The 22,838-nt window shown below is 70.2% G+C and carries 29 protein-coding genes and 1 tRNA gene; 16 read left to right on the forward strand and 14 right to left on the reverse strand.

Features of this window, described 5'->3' with window-relative positions; all coding sequences use genetic code 11:
- Nucleotides 1-2 precede the first annotated feature (2 nt).
- The 3 genes from uxuA (at nt 3) to WBG79_RS22600 (ending at nt 4,199) form a co-directional block, all read left to right on the forward strand.
- Complete coding sequence (gene uxuA / locus WBG79_RS22590; RefSeq protein WP_337359499.1) at nt 3-1,190, forward strand: mannonate dehydratase; 1,188 nt, start codon at nt 3-5, stop codon at nt 1,188-1,190.
- 188 nt (nt 1,191-1,378) lie between these two features.
- Nucleotides 1,379-3,106 (forward strand): AMP-binding protein, encoded by a 1,728-nt coding sequence (locus tag WBG79_RS22595; protein ID WP_337359500.1) that lies wholly within the window; start codon nt 1,379-1,381, stop codon nt 3,104-3,106.
- A 103-nt stretch (nt 3,107-3,209) separates the two neighbouring features.
- On the forward strand, nt 3,210-4,199 hold the full coding sequence (locus tag WBG79_RS22600) for an MBL fold metallo-hydrolase (protein WP_337359501.1): 990 nt from the start codon (nt 3,210-3,212) through the stop codon (nt 4,197-4,199).
- 160 nt (nt 4,200-4,359) lie between these two features.
- On the opposite strand, the gene WBG79_RS22605 is transcribed toward WBG79_RS22600, so the two are convergent.
- Complete coding sequence (locus WBG79_RS22605; RefSeq protein WP_337359502.1) at nt 4,360-4,599, reverse strand: DUF3297 family protein; 240 nt, start codon at nt 4,597-4,599, stop codon at nt 4,360-4,362.
- Between the two features lie 191 nt (nt 4,600-4,790).
- Between WBG79_RS22605 and minC the strand changes: the two genes are divergently transcribed.
- From minC to WBG79_RS22625, 4 genes are all read left to right on the forward strand, one after another.
- Nucleotides 4,791-5,531: a septum site-determining protein MinC gene (gene minC, locus WBG79_RS22610; protein WP_337359503.1), complete on the forward strand. Its 741-nt coding sequence runs from the start codon at nt 4,791-4,793 to the stop codon at nt 5,529-5,531.
- Between the two features lie 89 nt (nt 5,532-5,620).
- Nucleotides 5,621-6,436 (forward strand): septum site-determining protein MinD, encoded by an 816-nt coding sequence (gene minD, locus WBG79_RS22615; protein WP_337359504.1) that lies wholly within the window; start codon nt 5,621-5,623, stop codon nt 6,434-6,436.
- Entirely contained in the window at nt 6,433-6,705 is a 273-nt protein-coding gene (gene minE, locus WBG79_RS22620) for a cell division topological specificity factor MinE (RefSeq protein WP_337359505.1), read from the forward strand. Before minD ends, minE begins: the two co-directional genes overlap by 4 nt.
- Before the next feature lie 206 nt (nt 6,706-6,911).
- The gene (locus tag WBG79_RS22625) at nt 6,912-7,688 is read left to right on the forward strand and encodes an SDR family NAD(P)-dependent oxidoreductase (RefSeq protein WP_337359506.1); all 777 of its coding nucleotides are present in this window, start codon (nt 6,912-6,914) and stop codon (nt 7,686-7,688) included.
- A gap of 64 nt (nt 7,689-7,752) precedes the next feature.
- Here the strand turns inward: WBG79_RS22625 and WBG79_RS22630 are convergent, their stop codons facing one another.
- Together WBG79_RS22630 and WBG79_RS22635 are read right to left on the reverse strand one after the other, a co-directional pair.
- Nucleotides 7,753-8,013, reverse strand: coding sequence for a hypothetical protein (locus WBG79_RS22630; RefSeq protein WP_337359507.1), 261 nt, complete (start codon nt 8,011-8,013; stop codon nt 7,753-7,755).
- Nucleotides 8,014-8,383: 370 nt separating this feature from the next.
- Nucleotides 8,384-8,468 (reverse strand) — tRNA-Leu (locus WBG79_RS22635).
- Between the two features lie 172 nt (nt 8,469-8,640).
- Here WBG79_RS22635 and WBG79_RS22640 point away from each other — a divergent pair.
- On the forward strand, nt 8,641-8,850 hold the full coding sequence (locus WBG79_RS22640; RefSeq protein ID WP_337359508.1) for a hypothetical protein: 210 nt from the start codon (nt 8,641-8,643) through the stop codon (nt 8,848-8,850).
- Between the two features lie 45 nt (nt 8,851-8,895).
- Here WBG79_RS22640 and WBG79_RS22645 read toward each other — a convergent pair whose 3' ends face one another.
- The 4 genes from WBG79_RS22645 to WBG79_RS22660 all read right to left on the reverse strand — a co-directional run bounded on the left by WBG79_RS22645 (nt 8,896) and on the right by WBG79_RS22660 (nt 10,688).
- The gene (locus WBG79_RS22645) at nt 8,896-9,108 is read right to left on the reverse strand and encodes a DUF3126 family protein (protein ID WP_337359509.1); all 213 of its coding nucleotides are present in this window, start codon (nt 9,106-9,108) and stop codon (nt 8,896-8,898) included.
- 98 nt (nt 9,109-9,206) lie between these two features.
- Complete coding sequence (cysE, locus tag WBG79_RS22650) at nt 9,207-10,034, reverse strand: serine O-acetyltransferase (RefSeq protein ID WP_337359510.1); 828 nt, start codon at nt 10,032-10,034, stop codon at nt 9,207-9,209.
- 97 nt (nt 10,035-10,131) lie between these two features.
- Nucleotides 10,132-10,443, reverse strand: a complete 312-nt coding sequence (locus WBG79_RS22655; RefSeq protein WP_337359511.1) for a type II toxin-antitoxin system RelE/ParE family toxin — start codon at nt 10,441-10,443, stop codon at nt 10,132-10,134.
- Nucleotides 10,443-10,688, reverse strand: coding sequence for a type II toxin-antitoxin system ParD family antitoxin (locus WBG79_RS22660; RefSeq protein ID WP_337359512.1), 246 nt, complete (start codon nt 10,686-10,688; stop codon nt 10,443-10,445). The genes WBG79_RS22655 and WBG79_RS22660 overlap by 1 nt, the downstream gene beginning before the upstream one ends.
- A 141-nt stretch (nt 10,689-10,829) precedes the next feature.
- Here WBG79_RS22660 and WBG79_RS22665 point away from each other — a divergent pair, with 141 nt between their 5' ends.
- Nucleotides 10,830-11,636 carry an enoyl-CoA hydratase gene (locus tag WBG79_RS22665; protein ID WP_337359513.1) on the forward strand — a complete coding sequence of 269 codons (807 nt, stop codon included), beginning with the start codon at nt 10,830-10,832 and terminating at the stop codon, nt 11,634-11,636.
- Between the two features lie 12 nt (nt 11,637-11,648).
- Here the strand turns inward: WBG79_RS22665 and WBG79_RS22670 are convergent, their stop codons facing one another.
- Together WBG79_RS22670 and WBG79_RS22675 are read right to left on the reverse strand one after the other, a co-directional pair.
- The gene (locus WBG79_RS22670; RefSeq protein ID WP_337359514.1) at nt 11,649-12,551 is read right to left on the reverse strand and encodes an alpha/beta fold hydrolase; all 903 of its coding nucleotides are present in this window, start codon (nt 12,549-12,551) and stop codon (nt 11,649-11,651) included.
- Entirely contained in the window at nt 12,548-13,309 is a 762-nt protein-coding gene (locus tag WBG79_RS22675; protein ID WP_337359858.1) for an alpha/beta fold hydrolase, read from the reverse strand. The genes WBG79_RS22670 and WBG79_RS22675 overlap by 4 nt, the downstream gene beginning before the upstream one ends.
- A gap of 216 nt (nt 13,310-13,525) precedes the next feature.
- Between WBG79_RS22675 and WBG79_RS22680 the strand changes: the two genes are divergently transcribed.
- From WBG79_RS22680 to WBG79_RS22700, 5 genes are all read left to right on the forward strand, one after another.
- On the forward strand, nt 13,526-13,780 hold the full coding sequence (locus tag WBG79_RS22680; protein WP_337359515.1) for a zinc-finger domain-containing protein: 255 nt from the start codon (nt 13,526-13,528) through the stop codon (nt 13,778-13,780).
- 32 nt (nt 13,781-13,812) lie between these two features.
- Nucleotides 13,813-15,027: an FAD-dependent oxidoreductase gene (locus WBG79_RS22685; protein ID WP_337359516.1), complete on the forward strand. Its 1,215-nt coding sequence runs from the start codon at nt 13,813-13,815 to the stop codon at nt 15,025-15,027.
- Nucleotides 15,028-15,113: 86 nt separating this feature from the next.
- Nucleotides 15,114-15,887 (forward strand): competence/damage-inducible protein A, encoded by a 774-nt coding sequence (locus tag WBG79_RS22690; RefSeq protein WP_337359517.1) that lies wholly within the window; start codon nt 15,114-15,116, stop codon nt 15,885-15,887.
- Between the two features lie 28 nt (nt 15,888-15,915).
- A complete protein-coding gene (gene gpt / locus WBG79_RS22695) occupies nt 15,916-16,422 on the forward strand; it encodes a xanthine phosphoribosyltransferase (RefSeq protein WP_337359518.1) in 507 nt (168 codons plus the stop codon).
- 45 nt (nt 16,423-16,467) lie between these two features.
- Nucleotides 16,468-16,809, forward strand: coding sequence for a hypothetical protein (locus WBG79_RS22700; RefSeq protein ID WP_337359519.1), 342 nt, complete (start codon nt 16,468-16,470; stop codon nt 16,807-16,809).
- Nucleotides 16,810-16,867: 58 nt separating this feature from the next.
- Here WBG79_RS22700 and WBG79_RS22705 read toward each other — a convergent pair whose 3' ends face one another.
- On the reverse strand, nt 16,868-18,073 hold the full coding sequence (locus tag WBG79_RS22705) for a vWA domain-containing protein (RefSeq protein ID WP_337359520.1): 1,206 nt from the start codon (nt 18,071-18,073) through the stop codon (nt 16,868-16,870).
- A 170-nt stretch (nt 18,074-18,243) separates the two neighbouring features.
- Nucleotides 18,244-18,951 (reverse strand): hypothetical protein, encoded by a 708-nt coding sequence (locus tag WBG79_RS22710; protein ID WP_337359521.1) that lies wholly within the window; start codon nt 18,949-18,951, stop codon nt 18,244-18,246.
- Between the two features lie 135 nt (nt 18,952-19,086).
- Here WBG79_RS22710 and WBG79_RS22715 point away from each other — a divergent pair, with 135 nt between their 5' ends.
- Entirely contained in the window at nt 19,087-19,416 is a 330-nt protein-coding gene (locus WBG79_RS22715) for a DUF6949 family protein (protein WP_337359522.1), read from the forward strand.
- A 115-nt stretch (nt 19,417-19,531) separates the two neighbouring features.
- Nucleotides 19,532-20,068 carry a gamma carbonic anhydrase family protein gene (locus WBG79_RS22720; RefSeq protein ID WP_337359523.1) on the forward strand — a complete coding sequence of 179 codons (537 nt, stop codon included), beginning with the start codon at nt 19,532-19,534 and terminating at the stop codon, nt 20,066-20,068.
- A 193-nt stretch (nt 20,069-20,261) separates the two neighbouring features.
- Here the strand turns inward: WBG79_RS22720 and WBG79_RS22725 are convergent, their stop codons facing one another.
- From WBG79_RS22725 to WBG79_RS22735, 3 genes are all read right to left on the reverse strand, one after another.
- Complete coding sequence (locus WBG79_RS22725) at nt 20,262-20,882, reverse strand: transglutaminase-like cysteine peptidase (protein WP_337359524.1); 621 nt, start codon at nt 20,880-20,882, stop codon at nt 20,262-20,264.
- Between the two features lie 270 nt (nt 20,883-21,152).
- Entirely contained in the window at nt 21,153-21,773 is a 621-nt protein-coding gene (locus WBG79_RS22730) for a PilZ domain-containing protein (protein WP_337359525.1), read from the reverse strand.
- 163 nt (nt 21,774-21,936) lie between these two features.
- Complete coding sequence (locus tag WBG79_RS22735) at nt 21,937-22,566, reverse strand: PAS domain-containing protein (RefSeq protein WP_337359526.1); 630 nt, start codon at nt 22,564-22,566, stop codon at nt 21,937-21,939.
- Nucleotides 22,567-22,838: the final 272 nt, after the last annotated feature.

Below are 22,838 nucleotides of genomic sequence, written 5' to 3' on the forward strand. Positions count from 1 at the left end.
CGATGCGTGAAGGCTGGCGGTGGTACGGGCCGAACGATCCGGTGTCGCTCGACGACGTCCGGCAGGCGGGGGCGAGCGAGATCGTCAATGCGCTGCACCAGGTGCCGATCGGCGAGGCCTGGACGGTCGCCGAGGTCGAGGAGCGGCGGCGGATCATCGAGGAGAGCCAGCCCGGGCGCACGCCGCTGCGGTGGACGGTGGTCGAATCGATCCCGGTACCGGACGACGTGAAGCGCCTCGGCGGGCGGGCGACGCGCTCGATCGAGGCCTGGATCGCCAGCATGGAGGCGCTCGCCGCCTGCGGCATCAAGATCATCTGCTACAACTTCATGCCGGTCGTCGACTGGTGCCGGACCGACCTCGAGTGGGAACTGCCGAACGGCGCCCGGGCGCTGCGCTTCGACCAGGACCGCTTCGCCGCCTTCGAGCTCCACATCCTGGAGCGGCCGGCCGCCAGGCACGAGTATTCCGCCGAGCAGCAGGCGCGCGCGAAGGCGGCCTTCGACCGGATGACCCAGGCGGACATCGACTACCTGGTGATGGTCATCGCCAGCGCGCTGCCGGGATCGACCACCGAGCCGCTGACCATCCCGCAGTTCCGCGACAAGCTCGAGTCCTACCGGGACATCGACGCCGACGTGCTGCGTCGGCACCTGGCGGAATTCCTGGAGCCGGTCTGCCGGCGGGCGGACGAACTGGGGGTGAAGCTGACGCTGCACCCGGACGACCCGCCGCGGCCGCTCTTCGGCCTGCCGCGGATCGCCTCGACGCCGGACGACTACCGGGCGCTGTTCTCGGCGGTGCCGTCGCCCGCCAACGGCATCTGCTTCTGCACGGGCTCGCTCGGGGTGCGTTGGGCCGCGGAGCTGCCCGCCATGGCGCGCGCTTTCGGGCCGCGGATCGGCTTCGCGCATCTGCGCGCCACCAAGGGCGAGCCGGACGGGTCCTTCTACGAGTCCGACCACCTGGACGGGGACGTCGACATGGTGGCGGTGGTGCGCGCGCTGTTAGAGGAGGACCGGCGCCGGCCGGAGGGCGAGAAGATCGTCTTCCGCCCGGACCACGGCCACCGCATGCTCGACGACCTGCAGGCGACGAAGAGGACCAATCCCGGCTACACGGCGATCGGCCGGCTGCGCGGGCTCGCCGAGCTCAGGGGCGTGATGCGGGCGCTGGACAGCGTGATGTGAGAAGAAGGAGGCGGCACGAACCGGCGCGCGGCCGAGGAACGGGCCCGTCACGTCGCGTTGCGCGCACGCGTTTCCGCTAGGCGGTGAAACGAACGACCGTTTCTTTCAATCCGGGGGTGCGGCCTGCTATAGTCGTGGCGAACGGGGCGCCCGGACGCCTCGAGGGGAAGGATACGACGGAGGCCGCCATGACCGACGCCAGCACCCGACCGCATCTCGCGCCCATCGACGGGCTCAGCCACGTGCGGGGCGAGACGGAACCGCCGCTCTGGCTGAAGACCATCCCGGACGTCCTGGCCGAGACGGTCGAGCGCTTCGCGACGCGCGAGGCGGTGGTCTTCCCGGAGCACGGCGTGCGCTGGACCTGGGAGGCGTTCGGCGCGCGGGTCGAGGCCGTGGCGGCCGGCTTCGCGGCGCTGGGGCTGAGGAAGGGCGACCGGATCGGGATCTGGTCGCCGAACCGGCCAGAGTGGGTCCTCACCCAATTCGCCTCGGCGCGGGCGGGGCTGATCCTCGTGACCATCAACCCGGCCTACCGCTTCGCCGAGCTCGAGTACGTCCTGAACAAGGTCGGTGCCAAGGCGCTGGTCGCGGCGGAGCGGTTCAAGTCCTCCGACTACCTGGAGATGATCCGTCGGCTCGCCCCGGAACTCGACACCGCCAAGCCGGGCAACCTGCACGCCGCCAAGCTGCCCGAGCTGCGCACCGTGATCCGCACGGGGCCGGGGTCGTCGCCCGGCATGGTCGACTTCGATGCGATCGCGGGGCTCGGCGGCGCGCACGAGCGGATCTATCTCGACGCCATGGCGCAGGCCATGCGGCCGGAGGACCCGATCAACATCCAATTCACCTCGGGCACGACCGGCGCGCCGAAGGGGGCGACGCTCAGCCACGTCAACGTCGTCAACAACGGCCGCTTCACGGTCGGCCGGATGAACTTCACCCACGAGGACAGGCTGTGCATCCCGGTGCCGCTCTACCACTGCTTCGGCATGGTCATGGGCACGCTCGGTTGCGCCTCGACCGGGGCGACGATGGTCTTCCCCGGCGAGGGCTTCGACGCGAGGGCGACGCTGTCGGCGATCGCGACCGAGCGCTGCACGGCGGTCTACGGGGTGCCGACCATGTTCTCCGGCATGCTGGACCATCCGGAGTTCGAGCGGTTCGACGTCGCCTCGCTCCGGACCGGGATCATGGCGGGCGCGCCGTGCCCGATCGAGCTGATGAAGCGGGCCGTCGCGGGCATGGGCCTGTCGGAGATCACCATCGCGTACGGCATGACGGAGACGAGCCCGGTTTCCTTCCAGAGCCACACGGACGACAGCCTGGAGCGGCGAGTCACGACGGTCGGGCGCGTGCACCCGCACGTGGAGGTCAAGATCGTCGACCCGGGGACGGGGGAGACCGTACCGGTCGGGCAGTCGGGCGAGCTCCTGACGCGCGGCTACTCGGTCATGCTCGGCTACTGGGACGACGAGGCGAACACCCGGGCGGCCATCGACGACCACGGCTTCATGCATACCGGCGACCTCGCCACGATCGACGCGGAGGGGTACGGCAACATCGTCGGGCGCGTGAAGGACATGATCATCCGCGGCGGCGAGAACGTCTATCCGCGCGAGATCGAGGAATTCCTCTACCGGCACCCTGCCGTCCAGACCGTGCAGGTCTTCGGCGTGCCGGATGCGCGCTACGGCGAGGAGCTCTGCTGCTGGATCGTCACGAGGCCCGGCCAGAGCGCGACGGCCGAGGAGATCCGCGACTTCTGCCGCGGCCAGATCGCCCACTACAAGGTGCCGCGCTACGTCGAGTTCGTCACCGAGATCCCCATGACGGTGACCGGCAAGGCGCAGAAGTTCCGGATGCGCGAGGCGATGATGGAGCGACTGGGCCTGAGCGAGTTGAAGACGGCGTGAGCGGCGGGCGCGGAGCCTTGACCCCGGGCGCCCGTCTGCCAGCTTAAGGTCCGGACGACCGGCGGCGCTCGGGCCGCGCGGCGACAGGGATCCCGGGAGCGCCATGGGCCGCAATCCGTACTACCAGGGGCCGCGGTCGGATCATTTCGACGGAGAGCGGTTCTTCGTGCCCGGGCATCCCTTCTCCAAGAGCCGCCGGGACCTGCTGAAGTGGCAGTTCGGCGGCGGGCGGGAGGCCTGGCCCTCGGACTATGCGGGCGAGACGATCCGCCGGCCGGCCGAGAAGGTGATCGGGACGGCGGTGCGGATCACCGCGATCGGCCATGCATCGTTCCTCCTGCAGACCGAGGGGCTCAACATCCTGATCGACCCGGTCTGGTCGGAGCGGGCGAGCCCGGTCTCCTGGGCGGGACCGAAGCGGGTGAACCCGCCCGGGATCGTGTTCGACACGCTGCCGCCGATCGACGCCGTGCTGGTATCGCACAACCATTACGACCACCTGGACATCGACACGCTGTCGCGGCTCCGGCGCACCCACCGCTGCCGGATCCTGACGCCGCTCGGCAACGACGCGATCATGAAGGCGAAGGATTCGGAACTCGTCGCGGAGGCCTACGACTGGGGCGCGCGGGTCGCGCTGTCGCACCGGGTCGCGGTCCATTTCGAGCCGTCCTACCACTGGTCGGCGCGCGGGCTCGGGGACCGGATGATGGCGCTCTGGGCCGCCTTCGTGTTCGAGACGCCGCTCGGGGCCGTCTACCACATCGCCGACACCGGCTACCGGGACGGCCAGGTCTTCCGCGACATGCGCCGCAAGCACGGGCGCATCCGCCTCGCCGTCATCCCGATCGGCGCCTACGAGCCGCGCTGGTTCATGCGCGACCAGCACGTCAACCCGGAGGAGGCGGTCCGCATCCTCTCCGACTGCGGGGCCGTCAGGGCGCTCGGCCATCACTGGGGCACATTCCGGCTGACCAACGAGGGCATCGAGGAGCCCTTGCGGGCGCTCGCCACGGCGCTTCACGGCAGCGGCGTGCAGCCGGAGCGATTCCAGACGCGCAAGCCGGGCGGGGTCTTCGAGATCTTCGACTGACGGGGCCCCTGAAGTCCCAACCCGTCATGCCACCTTGGTTTCTGTCATGCCCGGACTTGTTCCGGGCATCCACACGACGAGGGTTCGGCCTTGTGGCGTGGATTGCCGGAACAAGTCCGGCAATGACAGATCGAGAGGTCGGGACTACTTGGGACTGGCCTCAGGCCTCCTTGAGGTAGGGCTCGACGGTGCCCTTCAGCTTGATCGTCATCGGGTTGCCGAAGCGGTCCTTGGCGGGGCCGGCGGGGACGCGGATCCAGCCTTCGCTGACGCAGTATTCCTCGACGTTGGTCTTCTCCTGGCCGTTGAAGCGGATGCCGATGCCGCGGCCGAGGAGCTCGCCGTTGAAATGGGGGCTGCGCGGGTCGGAGGAGAGGCGGTCGGGAAGCTCGGTCGACATGGGATTTGCGATCCTCGGTCGGATGGGTCGGGGGTGACCAATACAGGGGGGCGGCGCCTCCGGCAACAGGCGGGAGTCCCGTAGACGACCCCGGCAAAATCTGCCGATTTCCCGTTAAGCAACCGTTTACCGTTAACCACCCGTTAACCATCCGGGCCCGAAATCAGGGGGACGGGGAACGGAGCGGATTCGTGAACATCCAGACGAGAGAGCGGCAGGCCATACGCTTCAGGGGGCGATCCTTCATGGCCTTCGTGCTCGAGCCGACGATGCCGGTCGAGCAGTGGTTCAAGGACCTGACCGCCTGGCTGGAGCGATCGCCGGGCTTCTTCGCCGGCAAGCCCGTCATCCTGGACGTGTCCGCCTCCTGCGAGGCCAAGCGCGATCTGGTGGTGCTGGTCGGCACGCTGGAGAAGATGGGCATCCGCATCATGGGCGTGGACGGGGCGAAGCCGGACTGGCTGATCGGCCCCGGACTGCCGCCGGCGATCAGCGGCGGGCGCAACGCCTCCGTGGTCGAGGTCCCGGGGGCGGCCGAGGGGTCGGCGGCCTCCGAGCTGCCGGCGATTCCCGCCATGGCCCCGGTCGTCGAGACCGGGCGGCGCGGCGGGAGCCTGCTCGTCGAGCATCCGGTCCGGTCGGGCCAGTCGATCCACGCCGAGGGCGACGTGACGATCCTCGGATCGGTCGCGTCCGGGGCGGAGATCGTCGCCGGCGGGTCCATCCACATCTACGGGGCCCTGCGCGGCCGCGCCATCGCGGGCGCGACGGGGAACCCGCGGGCGCGCATTTTCGCGCGCCGCTTCGAGGCGGAACTCGTCGCCATCGACGGGCTCTACCGCGCGGCGGAAGACCTCGATCCGAAGATCCGGGGCAAGGCCGTGCAGGTCTGGCTCCAGGACGACAAGATCGAAACCGCCGTCCTGTCGTAACGGGCCGGCGCGCCCGTCACCTTGGGGAGGTACGGCCGATGACAGGCTCGCATTCCAATTTGTTCGAGCGCAGCGAAAAGGGGAGTTCCATGGGCACGGTTGTGGTCGTCACGTCGGGCAAGGGCGGCGTTGGCAAAACGACGTCGACGGCGGCGCTGGGGGCGGCGCTCGCCCAGTCCGGGCAGAACGTGATCGTGGTCGATTTCGACGTCGGCCTGCGCAACCTCGACCTGGTCATGGGCGCCGAGCGCCGGGTCGTCTACGACCTCGTGAACGTGGTGCGCGGGGATGCCAAGCTGCCGCAGGCGATCATCCGGGACAAGCGGCTGGACAGCCTCTACCTGCTCCCGGCCTCGCAGACGCGCGACAAGGACGCGCTGACCGAGGAGGGCGTCGAGGTGGTCATCGAGGCGCTGCGCCAGACCTTCGACTGGGTCATCTGCGACAGCCCGGCGGGCATCGAGCGCGGCGCCACGCTCGCCATGCGGCATGCCGAGGTCGCGGTGGTGGTGACCAACCCCGAGGTCTCCTCGGTGCGCGACTCCGACCGGATCATCGGTCTCCTCGACTCCAAGACGGTGCGCGCCGAGCATGGCGACGCCATCGAGAAGCACCTGCTCCTGACCCGCTACGACCCGGCCCGGGCCGAGCGCGGGGAGATGCTCAAGGTCGACGACGTGCTCGACATCCTGGCCATCCCGCTCCTCGGCATCGTGCCGGAGAGCGAGGAGGTGCTGAAGGCCTCGAACCTCGGTTCGCCGATCACCCTCTCCAACCCGCTGAGCGCCGCGGCGCGCGCCTACCAGGACGCCGCCCGCCGGCTCAGGGGCGAGACGATCCCGATGACCATCCCGAGCGACCGCAAGGGCTTCCTCGGCAAACTGTTCGGACGGAGGGCGGCATGAGCATTTTCAATTTCTTCCGGAAGCCCTCGACCGCGCCGGTGGCGCGCGAGCGCCTCCAGATCCTGCTCGCCCACGAACGCGCCGTGCTCGGGGCGCGCCACAACCTGGTCTACGAGCTCCGGGAGGAGATCCTGGCGGTGATCGCCAAGCACGTCGCCATCGACCGGGACAAGGTCCAGGTCCGCATGGAGCGCGGCAACGCGCTGTCGACGCTGGAGATCGAGATCGAGATCCCGAACCCGGCCTTCGTGGCGGGCAACGCCGCCTGACCGGCACACAGGTGCGAAGCTCCCGAAGGGCGCCGGCGACGGCGCCCTTCGCCGTTTCAGCGGCGTGCGGCCCCCTCGCGATCCACATGATGGACTATGCGGCACGCGGATGCCTGCCCGTCCGTTGACGTCGACCCGCCTCTCATTCAAAAACGCCTCAGCATGGCGAAAAAATCGATCCACAATATGGATCGGGAGGAGGCGAGATGGCGACGGAGCCGCGGGTCTGCATCATCACGGGCGGGGCGTCCGGAATTGGACTGGCCACGGCCGAACGGCTCCTGGCCGAGGGCTGGCGGACCGCCCTGTTCGACCGGGACGAGGCCGCGATCGCCCGCGCCTCTGCGCAACTCGCCGCCCATGGGGAGTCGGTGTCCTTCCAGGCGCTCGACATCACGGACGAAGCGGCGGCCGAGGCGGCGGTGGAACGGGCCGAGGCCCGGCTCGGGCCCCTCAAGGGCCTGGTGAACTCGGCTGGCATCGGGCGCGACACGCCGTTCTTCGAGACGACGCCGGCCATGTTCCGGCAGATCCACGAGATCAACGTGATCGGCACCTTCATCGTGTCGAAGAGCGTGGCCGGGCGGATGCGCCGGACGGGGGGCGGCTCGATCGTCAACATCGCGTCCGTGGCGGGCATCCCCGGCAATATCGGCCGTTCGGCCTACGGCTCGTCGAAGGGCGCCGTGATCGCGCTGTCCAAGACCATGGCGGTGGAACTCGGCCGGGTCGGGATCCGCGTCAACGCCATCGCGCCGGGCCCGATCGAGACCCCTCTGGTCCAGACGGTGCACACGCCGGCGCTCCGGCAGGAGTGGCACGACCGCGTCATCCTGCGCCGCTACGGCACGGCGGAGGAGGTCGCGGAGGCCAACGTGTTCCTGCTCGACGAGGCGAAGTCGTCCTACGTCACCGGGCAGGTGCTGGCCGTCGACGGCGGCTTCACGGCCGGGGGCCTGATGGGCCTCGATCGGGAGGCCTGAGCGGCCCGGAGGGTGGCGGCGCGCTCCCGCTCGGCGAGGATACCCCCCGAGGAGGCCGCTTCGTTCAGACCATCAGCACGGCGACGACCATCCAGAAGCAGAGGGTCACGATCGGCACCAGGAAGCGGATGAACCAGGGGTCGTCGGCGGGCGTTCCGCCGCGCCGGGCCCGCAGGTCCGCCTCCCGGCGGATGTGGCGCGCGCCCCTCGGGCGCAGCCTGCGCGCGCAGGCGCGGCAGCGGTCGTCGATGTCGAAGGAGCTGACGGGCGGGCCGCGCCGATCCTCCGGAGCATGGGCCCGCGCCGGGAGAAGCGCCTCGATCATGGGGTTACCTCCTCGTCTCGTCCACACCGCCCATGGAACGCCCGAACTGGGGCAGGGGTCGGTCGCCGCGGACGCGATCGGCGCGGAGGGTGAACGAGCGGCTTCGGAAGCCCGTCCCATGAGAGTCGAAGTTTAAGGAATGCGGGGCGGATGGGGGCCGGTCGGGAGCGGCATGGGCCGTGGGAGCGGCAGGGCCGGTTCCCACGCCCGAGCTGGGAGTCCCGAGCGTGGGAGGAAGCCCGGATCACCTGGCACACCAGAGATCGCCTGGACTTTTATCAAATTCACAAGTTGAGTCTACGGAAATTTGACGTTCGGAGAGGCACGCAGGACCGGGTATGGCAAGCGTGCGACACGGCTTCCGAGTTGGTGGTGCGGACGGCGGGACTCGAACCCGCACGCCTTGCGGCGCAAGATTTTAAGTCTCGTGCGTCTACCGGTTTCGCCACGTCCGCAGGTGGTCCTGGGTAAGGGAGGCGGGGGCGCGGCGCAAGGGGAGGGGTGAACGGGCGGGTCAGGCGCGGTTCAGGGGGAGGAGCGCAGTCTCGGGGCTCAGGACGGCGCAGGCGCGGACAAGTCCGCCGCGGGTGCCCGTCGCAGGTTCACCCGGTGCCTGGAGGCTCGGTCATGTTGGTCGTCTTCACCGTCTGCACGCTTCTCGGCGGCGAATGCCGGGAGATCACGATGCCGCTCGCCGAGGAGGTCACGACGCCCTATGGCTGCGTCCGGTCCGGGCAGCTCCTCGTGGCGGAATGGCTGCGCGAGCATCTCGCGAGCCATCGGGTCGAGGGCGGCTACCGCTGCGTGCCGCCGGCCCGCTACGCCCGGGCGATCTGACGGCGGTTCGGAGCCGGGCGGCAAGGCCGCCCGCGGTCGAAACCGTCAGTCCTCGAGGTCCATCTCCAGGATAGCCATCTGCAGGTTCCAGGAGATCTCGCCGTCCTCCTCGTCGCGGAACAGCACGGCGATGAACTCGTCGCCGATGAACACCTCGGCGGAGTCCTTCTTGCGCGGCCGGGCCTCGATGCGCAGCGTCGGGTTGTTGAATTTCTTGCGCAGGTAGCCCTGCAGCTTGGCGATTTCCTGCTTGTCCAAGGGGTCGGCCTTTCGGAATCGGGAGGCGCCGGGCGGCGGCGCGGGTCGCCCGGGCTATCGCACGAACGGCGCGGGCCGTCAAAGCGAGGCTCGGCCGTTCAGATGTGCACGTCGTGCTCGTGGAACATCTGGTCCATGGCGCGAGACGGCTCGTTGCAGGGCGCGTCGCCGACCACGCGGGCGGGCACGCCGGCCACCGTGGTGCGCGGCGGGACGGGCTTCAGGACCACCGATCCGGCCGCCACGCGGGCGCAATGGCCGACCTCGATGTTGCCGAGGATCTTGGCGCCGGCGCCGATCAGGACGCCGCGGCGGATCTTCGGATGGCGATCGCCGGTCTCCTTGCCGGTGCCGCCGAGGGTGACGCCCTGCAGGATCGAGACGTCGTCCTCGATCACCGCGGTCGCGCCGATCACGATCCCGGTGCCGTGGTCGAAGAAGACGCCGCGGCCGAGCGGCACCTGCGGGTGCATGTCGATCTGGAAGACCGCCGAGGACCGGCTCTGCAGGTAGAGGGCGAAGTCGCGCCGGCCCTGCCGCCATAGCCAGTGGGCGAGCCGGTGCGTCTGGATGGCGTGGAAGCCCTTGAAGTAGAAGAGCGGCTCGATGTAGCGGTCGCAGGCCGGGTCGCGGTCGTAGACGGCCTGCATGTCGACCCGGAAGATCTCGCCGATCTGCGGCTCGGCCTCCAGGGCCTCCATGTAGGTCTGCCGAATCAGGTTGGCCTTGACGGTCGTGTGGTCGAGGCGCTCGGCGACGCGGTGCACCACGGCGTCCTCGAGACGCGAGTGGTTCAGCACCGTCTCCCACACGAAACTGGCGAGGGCCGGCTCGGCATCGACCATCGCCTCGGCCTCGGCGCGCACGCGCTGCCAGATCGGGTCGATGTCGGGAACGGGGTTGGTTTTAGTCTGCGGACGCTGCATCGTCGTTCTCCCTCGGGGGCAAGGCCCGGGTCGCGCCACCCTAACATAGGCACGGGCGTGCGGCGACCAAGCCTGTCGGGGGACGGGGATGCTCGGATCAGGAGGGTTTGCCGAAGAAGGCGTCGAGGTCGCGGTGTCCCTCCACGAAGTTCAGGATCTCCACGGACCGCGCCGCGTACCGGAAGAAGATGACGTAGTTGCCGAACGGCAATCCCCGAATGTCCTGTCCGATTTCCGGCCTAGCGGTGCCGATCTCTCCCGGAAACCTCGCGATCACGTCGCAACGCGAGCGCAGCGTCCGGACGAAACGACGTCCCGTTGCGCGGTTGCCGCTCTCGCGCGTGATATAGTCGAGAATGTCGATCAGATCCGAGCGCGCCGAAGGCGTGTAGCGGACCTGTCTCGTCATCAGAATCCTTCTTTCGCCAGTTCGGCGACCTTTGCCTCGATGGCCTGGTCGATGTCCTCGTCCGTCAGCGTGGCCCCCTCGGCGATCGACTGCTGGATCCGCTGCCGCAGCGCCGCCAGCCGGGTCTCCCGTTCCTCGACGAGGCGGAGGCCCTCGCGCACGACCTCGCTCGCCGAGCCGTAGCGGCCCTGCTTTACAGCCTCCTCGACGAAACGCTCCCAGCGTTCTCCGACAGATACGTTCATGGTCATCTCCTCGCGTCCGACAGTAGGGCAATGTCACTGACGGTACAAATTTTGACATCCGCATGCGTTCCCGTCCACCCGTCGCATTGACAGGGCCGGAGCCCGCGGCTTCTCTCCGGCCCGCAACGGAAAGGAACCGCCATGACCGAGATCCTCGCCACCGACGATCCGCGCATCCGGGCCGAAGTGGCGGGCGCGGTGGGCCGGCTCCTGGTCGATCATCCGGCGCGGCGCAACGCGGTGTCGCTCGCCATGTGGCGGGCGATCCCGGGGGCGGTGCGGGCGCTCGAGGCGCATCCGGACGTTCGGGTGATTCTGGTTGCCGGGGCGGGGGACCTCGCCTTCGTGTCCGGCGCGGACATCTCCGAGTTCGCCGAGGTCCGGCGCGACGCGAGGAGCGGGGCGGCCTACGAGCGGGCGAACGCGGAGGCCTTCGCGGCGATCCGCACCGCCGCGAAGCCGACCGTCGCGGTCATCCGCGGCTTCTGCCTGGGCGGGGGCATGGGCCTGGCGGTCGCCTGCGACCTCCGGATCGCGTCCGAGGACGCGGTCTTCGGCATCCCGGCGGGGCGGCTCGGCGTCGGCTATCCGCCGGACTGCATGCGGGACGTCGTCAACGCGGTCGGGCCGATGCGGGCGAAGGAGCTGTTCTTCACGGCGCGGCGGGTCCCGGCCCCGGAGGCGCTGGCGATCGGGCTCCTGACGCGGGTGGTGCCCGCGGCGGAACTCGCCGGCGAGGCGGAGCGGCTCGCGGCGGAGATCGCCGGCAACGCACCCTTGACCTTGCGGGCCGCCAAGGCCGCGGTCGGCCTCGTTGCGGGAGACCCGGCGTCGGCCGACGCGGCGTCCGTGCTCGCGCTCACCGAGGCCTGCTTCGATTCGGAGGACTTCGCCGAGGGCCGGACCGCCTTCCTGGAGAAGCGCGCGCCGGTGTTCCGGGGGCGCTGAGGGCGGAAACGGTCAGCCCGCCGGGGCCGGCTCGGGCGCCGTCCCGCCGACCGGGAAAGTCGCTTCGAGAAACCTCAGGACGGCGGCCGCGAAGACGTCGTTGCGGTCGCCGGCGACCATGTGGCCGGCGCCGGACACGTCCGCGAAGGCGGCGTGCGGCACGAGGCGCATGAACTCGGCGACGTGCTCCTCGGAGACGAGCTCGGATTGCCGGCCGCGGACAAGGAGGGTCGGGATGCGCAGGTTGCGGGCCGCCGCGATCCGGCGGGCGGTCGTGTCCTGGGGCGGACCGGGCGGCTTCAGGAATCGCGGGTCCCAATGCCAGCGCCAGCGGCCGTCCGGGTGGTGCCTCAGGTTCTTGCGCAGGCCTTCGAGGGAGGTCGGGCGGGTCCGGTTCGGCAGGTAGGCCGCGATGGCGTCGGCGGCCTCCTCGATGGTGGCGAAGCCGTCCTCGATCCGATCGCCCATGAAACCGAGCACCTTGGCGACGCCCTCCGGGTCCATGCGCGGGGTGACGTCGACGAGCACGAGACCGGCGAGGATCGGGCGGTCCGCCTCGCCTTCGGCAAGCATGCCGGCGATGCCGCCGAGCGAGGCGCCGATCACGATCGGGCGGCGGTGCCAGCGGGCTTCGACCTGATCGGCGACGGCGGTGAGGTCCTGCGCATAGTCGTCGAAGGCGTAGCGGCCCGAGGTGGGCCAGTCGCTGTCGCCGTGGCCGCGCTGGTCGTAGGCGATCGCCACGTAGCCGTGGTCGGCGAGGCGCCGCTCGGTGCCGCGCCAGGCGTGCCGGGTCTGGCCGCCGCCGTGGAGGAGCAGGGCCACGGGCCCGCCGGGGGCCGCGGGCTCGTAGAGGTCGCCGACGAGGCGGTTGCCCTCGGCGCCCTCGAAGACGATGGCCTGCCGGTGGCTCACGGCCGCTCTCCGAGGAAATCGAGGACGCCCTGCTTGTAGACCTTGTCGCCGACCGCGAGCATGTGGTCCCGGTCGGGGATCGGCAGGACGCGGGCGTGGGGGATCAGGGCCGCCAGGGCCTCCGGCGAACCGGCGACGTCGTCCTTCGTGCCGACCGCGATCAGGACCGGCATCGACAGGCGCGCCAACTCCTCCGGCGGCACCGGCTGACGGGAGCCGCGCATGCAGGCGGCCAGCGCCCGGCGGTCGGACCGGGTCTGGATCGCGAAGGCTCGGTAGGCGCGGCCCTTGGGCGACACGATGGAGGCCTCGTCCTCGGTCTCGAGCGCCTCCGCGATGGTCTCCTGGCCGGCGATGCCCTTGACCATCGCGTCGGCGAGACCGCCGAAGATGGCCGAGCGGACGCGCTCGGGGTGGTCGAGGGCCAGGTAGGCGGTGATCCAGGCGCCCATGGAATAGCCCATCACGTCGGCGCGCCCGATCTCCAGGTGATCGAGCAGGCGCAGGACGTCCTCGGCCATGCGCGTGCGGGAGTGGTAGTCGCGCGGGTCGTAGGACTTGCCGCTCTCGCCGTGGCCGCGGTTGTCGAGCGCGATCACGCGCCGGCCGTCGCCGGCAAGGAGCTTGGTCCAGCCGGGGAAGACCCAATTGACGTTGGCGGTCGACGCGAAGCCGTGCACGAGCACGATCGGGTCGCCGTCGCGGGGGCCTTCGTCGAGGAAGGCGATCGGCAGTCCGTCGGACAGGAAGGCTTCCATGGCGATGGTTCTGCGGCTGGTCTCGGGCGCGAGACGGACGGGTTTCATGGCCGAAGCCTTACCGGCTGGCAACCTGTCCGAAAAGGCCGGTTCCGCATGGGAGGGCCGCACCGGCCGGGGCTCCACTGCGGTTCGGCTTCCGTCCATTTCCTCACTACACATCGGCCGGGGCCGCCTATATGGTGCGGCCGCGTTCGCACGAGAGGGCTCTCACCCATGGCCGATGCCGTCGTCCCCCATTTCGCCAACGATGCCGGGCACCCGAAGATCCGCATCGGCGTCAAGGAATTCATGTGCGTGGGGGCGCGCCCGCCGTTCGACCATCCGCATATCTTCATCGACATGGGCGACGAGTCCGAGCAGGTGTGCCCCTACTGCTCGACCCTCTACGTCTACGACCACGCCCTGAACGCGACCGAAACCGAGCCGGCGGGCTGCCTCTTCGAGCCCGGGCGCGCGCACGCCGCCTGACGACCCGCCGAGGCGAGGGAGGCCGGGGCCGCATGCCGGTCGATCGCAACATCGTGGTGGTCGGGGCCGGCATCGGGGGCCTTGCCGCGGCGCTGTCGCTCGCCCGCGCGGGCGTCGGCGTCACCGTCCTGGAGCGCGCGCCGCAGCTGGCCGAGGTCGGGGCGGGGCTGCAGATCTCTCCCAACGCGTCGCGAATCCTGGTCGGGCTCGGGCTCCAGACTGCTCTGGATGCGGTGGCGGTCACGCCCGAGGCGCTGGTCGTGCATTCCACGCGCGCCGGGGGCGCGCTCGCCGAGATTCCGCTCGGCCCCGCGGTGGCGCGGCGCTTCGGGGCGCCCTACTGGGTGATCCACAGGGCCGACCTGCAGGCCGCGCTCGTGGACGCGGTCCGGGCGAACCCGGCGATCGCGCTGCATCTCGACACGCGCGTGGATCGGATGACGGCCGAGCCCGGGAGCGTCCGCGTGGAGGCCAGCGTCGCCGGCGAGGCGCGCCGCTTCGTGACCGACGGGGTGGTGGGCGCGGACGGCGTGTGGTCGATGGTGCGGACGGGCACGCTCGGCGGACCGCCGGCGCGCTACAGCGGACGGATGGCGCTCCGGGCGACGATCCCGATCGACGAGACGCCGCCGGAGTGGCACCGCAAGTCGGGGATCTGGATGGCGCCGCGGGCCCATCTCGTCCACTACCCGGTCCGGTCGGGGCGCGAGCTCAACCTCGTCGCCATCGTGGAAGGCGCCTGGGAGGACGAGAGCTGGTCGGTGCCGATCGAGCGCGACGACGTTGTGGCGATGTTCGACCCGGTCTCGGGGACGCGCTGGCCCGAGGCCGCGCGGGCGCTGATCCTGTCGCCCCGGACGTGGACGCGCTGGGCGCTGGCCGGGGTCGACCCGCGCTTCGACTGGAGCGGCGGGCCGGTGACTCTGCTCGGGGACGCCGCCCACGCCATGCTGCCCTTCGCGGCGCAAGGGGCCGCCATGGCGATCGAGGACGCGGCCATCCTGGCCGGCGAGGTGGCGCGGCCCGGCATCGCGGTGGCGGATGCCTTCGCGGCCTACGAGCGACTGCGCAAGGGGCGGGTCTCGGCGGTCCGGGAGTTCGCGGAGACCAACGGGCGCATCTACCATCTCGGCGACGCGCTCGCGTTCCTGCGCGACGCGGGGCTCCGGCTCGCCAGCGGGGCGCAGCTCCTGGAGCGGCAGGCCTGGATCTACGGCTGGTCGCCGGAGGGTACGCGGCCTCTGTAAAACTGTCTGGATTTCCTCGCCCTGCGCCTTGAGGCGGGCGCGGGGTTCGGCTACTCACGCGGAAACCCGCGCGAAAGGGCATCCGCATGGCCGCCTCCGACGGAACCGAATCGGCCGAAGCCGGCAGCGTCACGGCCGGCATGCTGGTGATCGGCGACGAGATCCTGAGCGGCCGGACCAAGGACAAGAACATCGGCTTCGTGGCCGAGTACCTGACCGGGCTCGGCATCGACCTGCGGGAGGTGCGCATCGTTCCGGACATCGCCGACGAGATCGTGGCGGCCCTGAATGCGCTCCGGCACCGCTACACCTACGTGTTCACCTCCGGCGGGATCGGCCCGACGCACGACGACATCACGGCAGACTGCGTTGCGGCGGCCTTCGGGGTGGAGATCGGGCACGATCCCCGCGCGGTGGAGATCCTGACCCGGCATTTCGCCGAGCGGGGCGTGGAGGCCAACGAGGCGCGGATGCGCATGGCGCGCATCCCGCAAGGCGCCGACCTGATCGAGAACAGGGTGTCCCGCGCGCCGGGCTTCCGGATCGGCAACGTCCATGTCATGGCCGGGGTGCCGAGCGTGCTGCAGGCCATGATGGACGCGGTGGCGCCGACCCTGAAGGGCGGGCGCCGGCTCCTCTCCGAGTCGATCGACACGCGTCTCGGGGAAGGTACGATCGCGGCGGACCTGGGCGCCATCCAGAAGGCGCATCCGGGCACGATGATCGGCAGCTACCCCTATTTCGACGGCAGCCGGCACGCGACCAACGTGGTGGTGCGCGCCCGCGACCCCGACACCCTCGCGGCGGCGGCGGCCGAGGTGCGCGCCATGGTCGACCGCCTGAACGCCCCGAAACCCTGAACCCTCGAGCCCGACAGGACGAGCGCCGATGTCGAATCCCGCCCAGCCGAAAGCCTTCCCGGTCTCCTGGGACCAGTTCCACCGCGACGCCCGCGCCCTGGCGTGGCGGCTCTCCGGACAGGGCCAGTGGCAGGCCATCGTGGCGGTGACGCGGGGCGGGCTGGTGCCGGCTGCGATCGTGGCGCGGGAGCTCGACATCCGGGTGATCGAGACCGTCGGCATCGCCTCCTACCACGACTACAAGAACCAGAGCGAACTGAAGGTCATCAAGACCGTCTCGGAGAGGATCACCGAGCTCGCCGGCGGCGAGGGGGCGGGGATCCTGATCGTCGACGACCTGGTCGACACCGGAAAGACCGCCAAGGTGGTCCGGGACATGATGCCCAAGGCCCACTTCGCCACCGTGTACGCGAAGCCGATGGGACGCCCTCTGGTGGACACGTTCGTCACCGAGGTTTCCCAGGACACCTGGATCTACTTCCCGTGGGACATGGGCTACGCGTTCCAGCCCCCGATCCACGGCACCGGCGGCTGAGGGCCGCGCGGCACGACAACCCGGACGCGACGAGGAGGTCCCGCGATGGCGCGCTACGAGGAACTCGGGTTCGAGTCCGAAGAGGAAATGGAGGAGTACGAGGCGGAGCAGGAGGAGCACGCCGACGAGATCCGCAACGCCGTGCTCGACTATGTCGAGGAGAACGACGTGCCGGAATCGACGGCCGTCTTCACGCTGCTGCAGCTGGCCGTCTCGATGCACATGTCGGGCTATCTCGGCGCGACCGAGAAGCCCTCGGCCCAGGGGCTGAAGATGGAGCTCGACCGTTTCGCCGGAGACTTCGCAGACATGGTCCGCGAGGCCAAGAAGGGCGCGGCCGAGTTCATCGAGGACTTCAAGGCGGCCTCCGAGGCCGAGCAGGAGTAGATCCCGACCCGATCGGGACGGGGCGGACGGGCGGGGACGCCGCCCGTCCGCCGCCGGATCAGCGGACCTGATCGCGGATGACGCCCTGCACGACCTCGTCGAAGCCGTCGCCCGCGCTCGCCCTCTTGGCCCGCTCCGTCGCCAGGGCGGCATCGCGCTTGGCGACAAGGCCGTCGAGCTCGTCCTGCAAGGCCTTCCGTTCCTTGACCTTCGCCTCGATAGCCGCCTTCCGGTCGGCCTCGGACAGGTCGCGGAGTTCGGGCGCCAGTTCCTCGCGCTTGATCTTGGAGGGGTCGGCGCGGCCGGCAGCCACGTCGGCGACGAGATCGCCCTCGCCGGTGATGACGGGTGCGGGGGGCGCCAGCGTGGCCGTCTGCGTGGTGGAGCCGGGGGGCGGGGCGGCCGGGCGCGGCGCGGCCCTGGCCAGGAAGCTCGCCATGTCGGAGGCCGCCGGGGCGGGCGCCGCCTCGCGGAGCCGGAGCTTCCCGTGCACCTCGTACTGCTGCCGCGCCGGCCCGTAGGGGAGCACCGTGCTGTTGAGCCTCAGTTGCAACTGCAGGATCTGCTGGTCGTAGGGCGTCTCGATCACAACCACGCCCCCCGATTGCGGGATCGGGATGTAGCGGCCCCGTCCGAGGGATGCGATCGTGCGCCAGACCAGGGCGGTATCCTGCGCCGCGCCGGCCTGGACGGCGTTGACCAGGATGCTGTCGCGCTCGGCGATCTTCAGCGTGTCGGTGAAGGGGATGTCCTGGGCATAGTCCATGTGAGGCGGGGCGTCGCCGACCAGGAAGACGATGCGGCGCGTCTCGGGCGTGCGCGTCCAGGCGAGGCGGGTGACCGCGACGTTCAGCGCCTCGTTGACGGATTCCGGCCAGTCGCCGCCGCCCTGGGCGCGAAACTCGATCAGCTTGCCGTAGACGGCGTGGATGTCGCTGGTCAGGTCCGTGACGGTGGTCACGTAGAGGTCGCCGCGGTCGCGATAGCCGACGAGGCCGAGGCGGATCTCGGCGTTGGGATTCGCCTTCCTGATCTCGTCGGCGATGCCCCAGATCTTCTTCTTGGCGCCGTCGATCAGGCCGGACATGGAGCCGGTCGTGTCGAGGACGAAGACGACCTCGACGCGGGCCGCTCCGGGGAGCTCCGGGGCCACGGCCTGGCCCGGGGCGATCGGGGCGTCGTCGGCCGCGGCAGGCGTCCCGGGGCCGGCGAAAGCCGCCAGGGCCAGCGCGGCGAGCCCGGCCGCGCGTGAAATCATGATCATGGAAACCTCCCCCTCGGCCGCGAACGGCCGGTCGCGTGAAGCCCCCCGAGCTCCCTCGACGGCCGAAGCTTGACCATGGATCGCGCTCGCGGTTCGGCCGGATGACGGCCGAATTCCGGCGGAAGAGCGCGAAGTGTGGCGACTTTGTCAGGTCTGCCGACGGGGGCGGCTCAGGAGCCGGCATCGGGGCGTGGGCGCCGGAAGCCCGCGACCAGCCCGGCCACCGCCTTGTCCAGGTCGCGCCAGTCCGCCAGCAGCGGATAGCGGAAGCGGTAGGCGACCAGGAGCTTGTCCCCGAGGGCGATCTCGCGCAGGCATACCTCGGCCCGGCCGCTGTCGGTGGTGGCGAAGCAGCGGGCCGCGAAGGGCAGGGCCGCGTCTGCAGGGTCGAGGAACAGGATCTCGTCCTCGTAGCCGGAGCCGGGGGCCATGCGGCGGCCGACGAGGCCGGCAGGGCCCTCGATCTCCGGCCCGACGAAGAAGCGCCGGTAGACGGTGGCCACCCGACCGGAGGTGTCCGGCTCGCCATCCCGCGGCTCGATGGCGACGAAGACGACCGTGGAGGCGGGACCGAGCCGGTCCGTATCGGTGCTCGACTCCAGGCCCGCGGGCTCGAGGCTCGGCCAATCGACGGCGAGGTCGATGCGGCCGTGGGCGCCGGCGCGGCGCTGGTCGCCGAAGCGGATCAGGGGCCCGGGGATCGAGAGCGGCTCGCCGGCGACCGTCACCTCGGCCTTGTGGGGCGCGCCGGCGGCAGGCCGTTCGGCGAAAAGGTCGCCGAGCGCGTCCGGGCCGATCAGCGCCAGCCCGATCCCCGCGGCCGCCACGATGAGGGCGGTCGACAGGGCGAGCGGTCCGATCCAGCTGCGCAGGTCCATGGGGGCGGGCCTCTCCCGACTGATTCGGTATTTAACCAAAAATAAAGAGATCCGGCGCGGACGGGCAAACGACCGGGACAGCCGCGTGGCACGCGTGTTAAATCCTTAAGGGTTCGTTAACGGGGCGTGTAGCGTATGCTCTTCCAGGTCATGGTCATCGTCTATGCGGTCGCCGCCGGGTTCGTCTCGGCGGGGGTTCTGGCGAGCTTCTACCAGCTCGTGACCGATCAGCCGCCGGCGTTCCTGCTCGACGGCGACGGCATCCTGGCCGGAATCGCGGCCATGCTGATCTGCGTCTTCGCGGGTCCTTTCATCATCATGCGCAACGCGATCCGGGGGCGGCTGATCGAGCGCCGGCCCTTCGGATGGCTGGCGGTCAGCGCCGGTATCGCGGCGGGGTGGAGCCTGTGCTCCGGCATCGTCGTGATCGAGTTCGCGCTTGCGATCGGACATTCGATCGCCTAAGGCCGGACGCGGGACCGGTCCCGCACCGAGCGGCTCGCGAGGTCCATCATTCGGCCCGACCCGGGGCCTCCGGCGGCGCGCCGCGGGGGCCCCTCGTCGTCTTGGGAGACCTCGGATGCCCCTCTACGAACTCGACGGTGTCAGACCCGACCTTCCGCCGCGCGGCCAGTACTACGTGGCGCCCGACGCGGTGCTGATCGGGAAGGTAAGGCTCCTGCCGGGGGCGAGCGTCTGGTTCGGCGCCGTGCTGCGCGGCGACAACGAGTGGATCGAGATCGGGCCGGAGTCCAACATCCAGGACCTCGCCTGCCTGCACACGGACCCGGGCTTTCCGCTGACGGTCGGCCGGGGCGTGACGGTCGGGCACTGCGCCATCCTGCATGGCTGCAAGGTGGGCGACGACAGCCTGATCGGCATGGGCGCGACGCTTCTCAACGGGTCGTCGGTGGCCGCCGAGTCGATCGTCGGCGCGAACGCGCTGGTGACCGAGGGCAAGAGCTTTCCGGCCCGGTCGCTGGTCGTGGGGGCGCCGGGCAAGGCGGTGCGCAGCCTCGACGACGGCGCCATCGAGGCCGTCCGCCGGGCCGCCGTGGTCTATTCCGACCGGGCCAGGCTCTATGCCGGGCGGCTCAAGGAAATCCAGCCGGACTGACCGACCCTCGAAAGCAACGCGGGCCGGCGTCGGTGGACGCCGGCCCGGCTGCGCGCGGACCCGGTCTGGTGGGGACGGGGAGGGTGGGGACGCGACCGGGCCCGCGTGAGCGGATTGGTTCCCCCCGTCCCGGCAGAAGCGTCCCTGGAGACCCCCTGCCTCTTGCGGCGTCGCGGGCGGCGGCCCGCGAGGTTCAGCGCGAGGTCGACGCCACGAAGTCGGTGCGGCGATCCTCGATGGTTTCCCAGCGCGCCACGTCGTAGGGCGACTGGCGCTTCACGAAGCGGTACTCGGTCCGGCTCCAGGGCAGGACCTGCGGGTTCTGGTTGTCGAGCACGAAGTCGCCGCGGTCGGTGGAGACCGTCAGGACGGCGTGGCCCTGGTTCTTCGTATCGCGCACGACGGTGATGAGCAGGGCCGAAGCCGGCCAGCCATGGGACAGGAGCACCTTGCGCTTCTGCAGGACATAGTCCTCGCAGTCCCCCTTGCCGTTCGTGGGATAGGTCCACAGCTCGGCGACGCCGTAGAGTTCCTCATCGGTGACGGGCTCGATGGCCCGGTTCACGCTGCCGTTCACGGCGACCAGGTCGTCCCAGCGGGCCTTCGTCATGGCGACGCGGCCGGGATTGGCGGAGCCGCCGACGCAGTCGGCAAGGTTCTTCCGGCAGAACTGGACGAAGCCGATCGGCGGGGACGTCGTCCCGCGGGTCTCCATGAAGACCGTGCCGTCGATCGCGGCGGCGCCCGTCATGGTCGCGCCGATGGCGCCCACCATCAGCAATGCCGCAGCATATCTTCCGAACTGCCAGGCCATCCCCGCCTCCCTGTCCCTGGAGGCAATTGATAGCGCAAGGCTTTTTATTCGGATTGAAGTGGAATTCGGAGGTTTTACTAGAGTTCTTCGAAAACAAGACTCAAATGATCAGATCATTTGACTAAAATTGTAATCATCGGCAAATTCGTCAGGCAGCGCAATGGGTTGGCGTACGCGCCGGGGGACCCGCGGGCCGGCGTCGCGGCTTTGCGGCTCCTCGGCACGATCGGGAGAGGGTGAACCGGGGGTAAAGCGGGAGCGTGCGAACGGTCAGCCGAAATGGGCCGCGAGCGTGTCCTGCGCCTGGACGGCGGCGAACTCGATGGCGATGCCGTCCTCGAAGTGGCGCACCACGCGGCCCCTGATGGGACCGAGCACGACCGGGGACCCGACCGGCGGCCGCTCCGACACGATCACGGCGGCTCCCGAGAGGGAGACGTCGACGATCCGGCAGTTGACCTCCTTGCCGGTCGGCAGGACCAGCTTGGCGTGGGCGTGCTTGGGCACGTAGCGCTCGTGACGCCGGTCCTCGGGGAGGTTCAGCACGTGGCGGTTGGCGAGCCAGGTCAGCTGGGCGGCCAACTTGTCGCGCTTGCGCAGCGGCGCGTCGATTGTCATCGCGAAGCCGCCCTCGAGGAGGCGCGCGACATGGCCTTCGATGCGGCCGATGTGGTCGATATAGGCGACGACGCGCTCGCCCACCTCGCCCTGCACGGGCGCGATCAGGGCAGCGCCGCCGGGCGACATGTTGAACACCTGGCAGGCGAATTCGCGCTTGTTGGAGAGCATGAACCGGCCGAGCAGGTTCACCTTCACGCGCTGATGCCGGCGCCGATCGGTGATCGGGGCCAGGAGGGCCGTGGCTCTCTGGGTTCGCGCTGCCTCTGCCATGTCGGTCTCTGCTCGCAGAAGCCGTCCGCTGCCGCCGCGGACGGTTCGAAGAGCCTAGGGGCGCGATGGTTAAGGGAGGGTTCCCGGCCGCGCATTCCGGCGCGCCAAGGTGTCGAATTTCAATACACCCATGCTAGAAACTGTAAATTCTGGAATGCTTTGCTCAAAGCGGGGATTCCTCCGCGCGGCCCCCGTCATAGACCGTCAGGTGCGCCACCCTGCGGCGGTAGGCGCGGGCCACGGCGGCGCCGCCCTGGAAGATGTCGGCCTGATCGCCACGCTGGAGCCGGAACGGGCGTTCGTCCGGCCAGATCAGCCGGAGGCTCGCGATGGTCTGCGACGCGAGCGGATGGATTCCGATCCAGTAGGGATCGTCGGCCGGCACGAAGCTGCCGAGGATGCGGCAGTTGCCCTGGCCGGCCTGGCGGACCGGCAGGAGCAGGCACTCGAAGGGCAGGTCGCGGCCGTGGCTGCTGGTGGCCTCCACGCCGATCACGGCGGCGGCCGAATCCTCCACCACGGCGGCCAGGAGAGTGGCGATGGCGTCGCGGTCCTTGCCCTTCCAGAAGGACAAGAACTCCTTGCCCTTCATCTCGCGCCCGTAGGCGGCGCAGACGCGGGTGCCCGCCAGGCGGTAGCGGTAGTCGTCGCGGGACACGACCTCGAGGATGAAGGTGTCGCCGAGCAGGCTGCGGATGTCGGCGGGCTCGATGTCGCTACGCTCGGGCGCGGGCCGGTCGCCGCGCAGGCGCTGCCAGTAGTCGTAGAGGTCCCGCGTGTTCTTCTGTTTCATCATGCACCTCGGAGCCCGCCGGGCGGTCCGTCCAGCCGTGGCCGGTCCGGATGCCTCGCTGCGGCATTGTCGGAAGGCGGCTTTGCAGGGGGCGTGCCAGCGGGATCTGTGCCGAAGCAGGACGGCGGGGCCCGGAAGCGGGCCGCAAATTCGTTTACGTTAACGGCGGTGCCGGTCCGGGACGGCGGGGGGAGCGACGACTGTGCGGGGATGGGACTGCGGCGGGCAGCCGGGGTCGCGTTTCGCGCCGCGACAGCCTATGTGACTGGACG

This window comes from Prosthecomicrobium sp. N25 (assembly GCF_037203705.1).
Taxonomy (GTDB): Bacteria; Pseudomonadota; Alphaproteobacteria; order Rhizobiales; family Ancalomicrobiaceae; genus Prosthecodimorpha.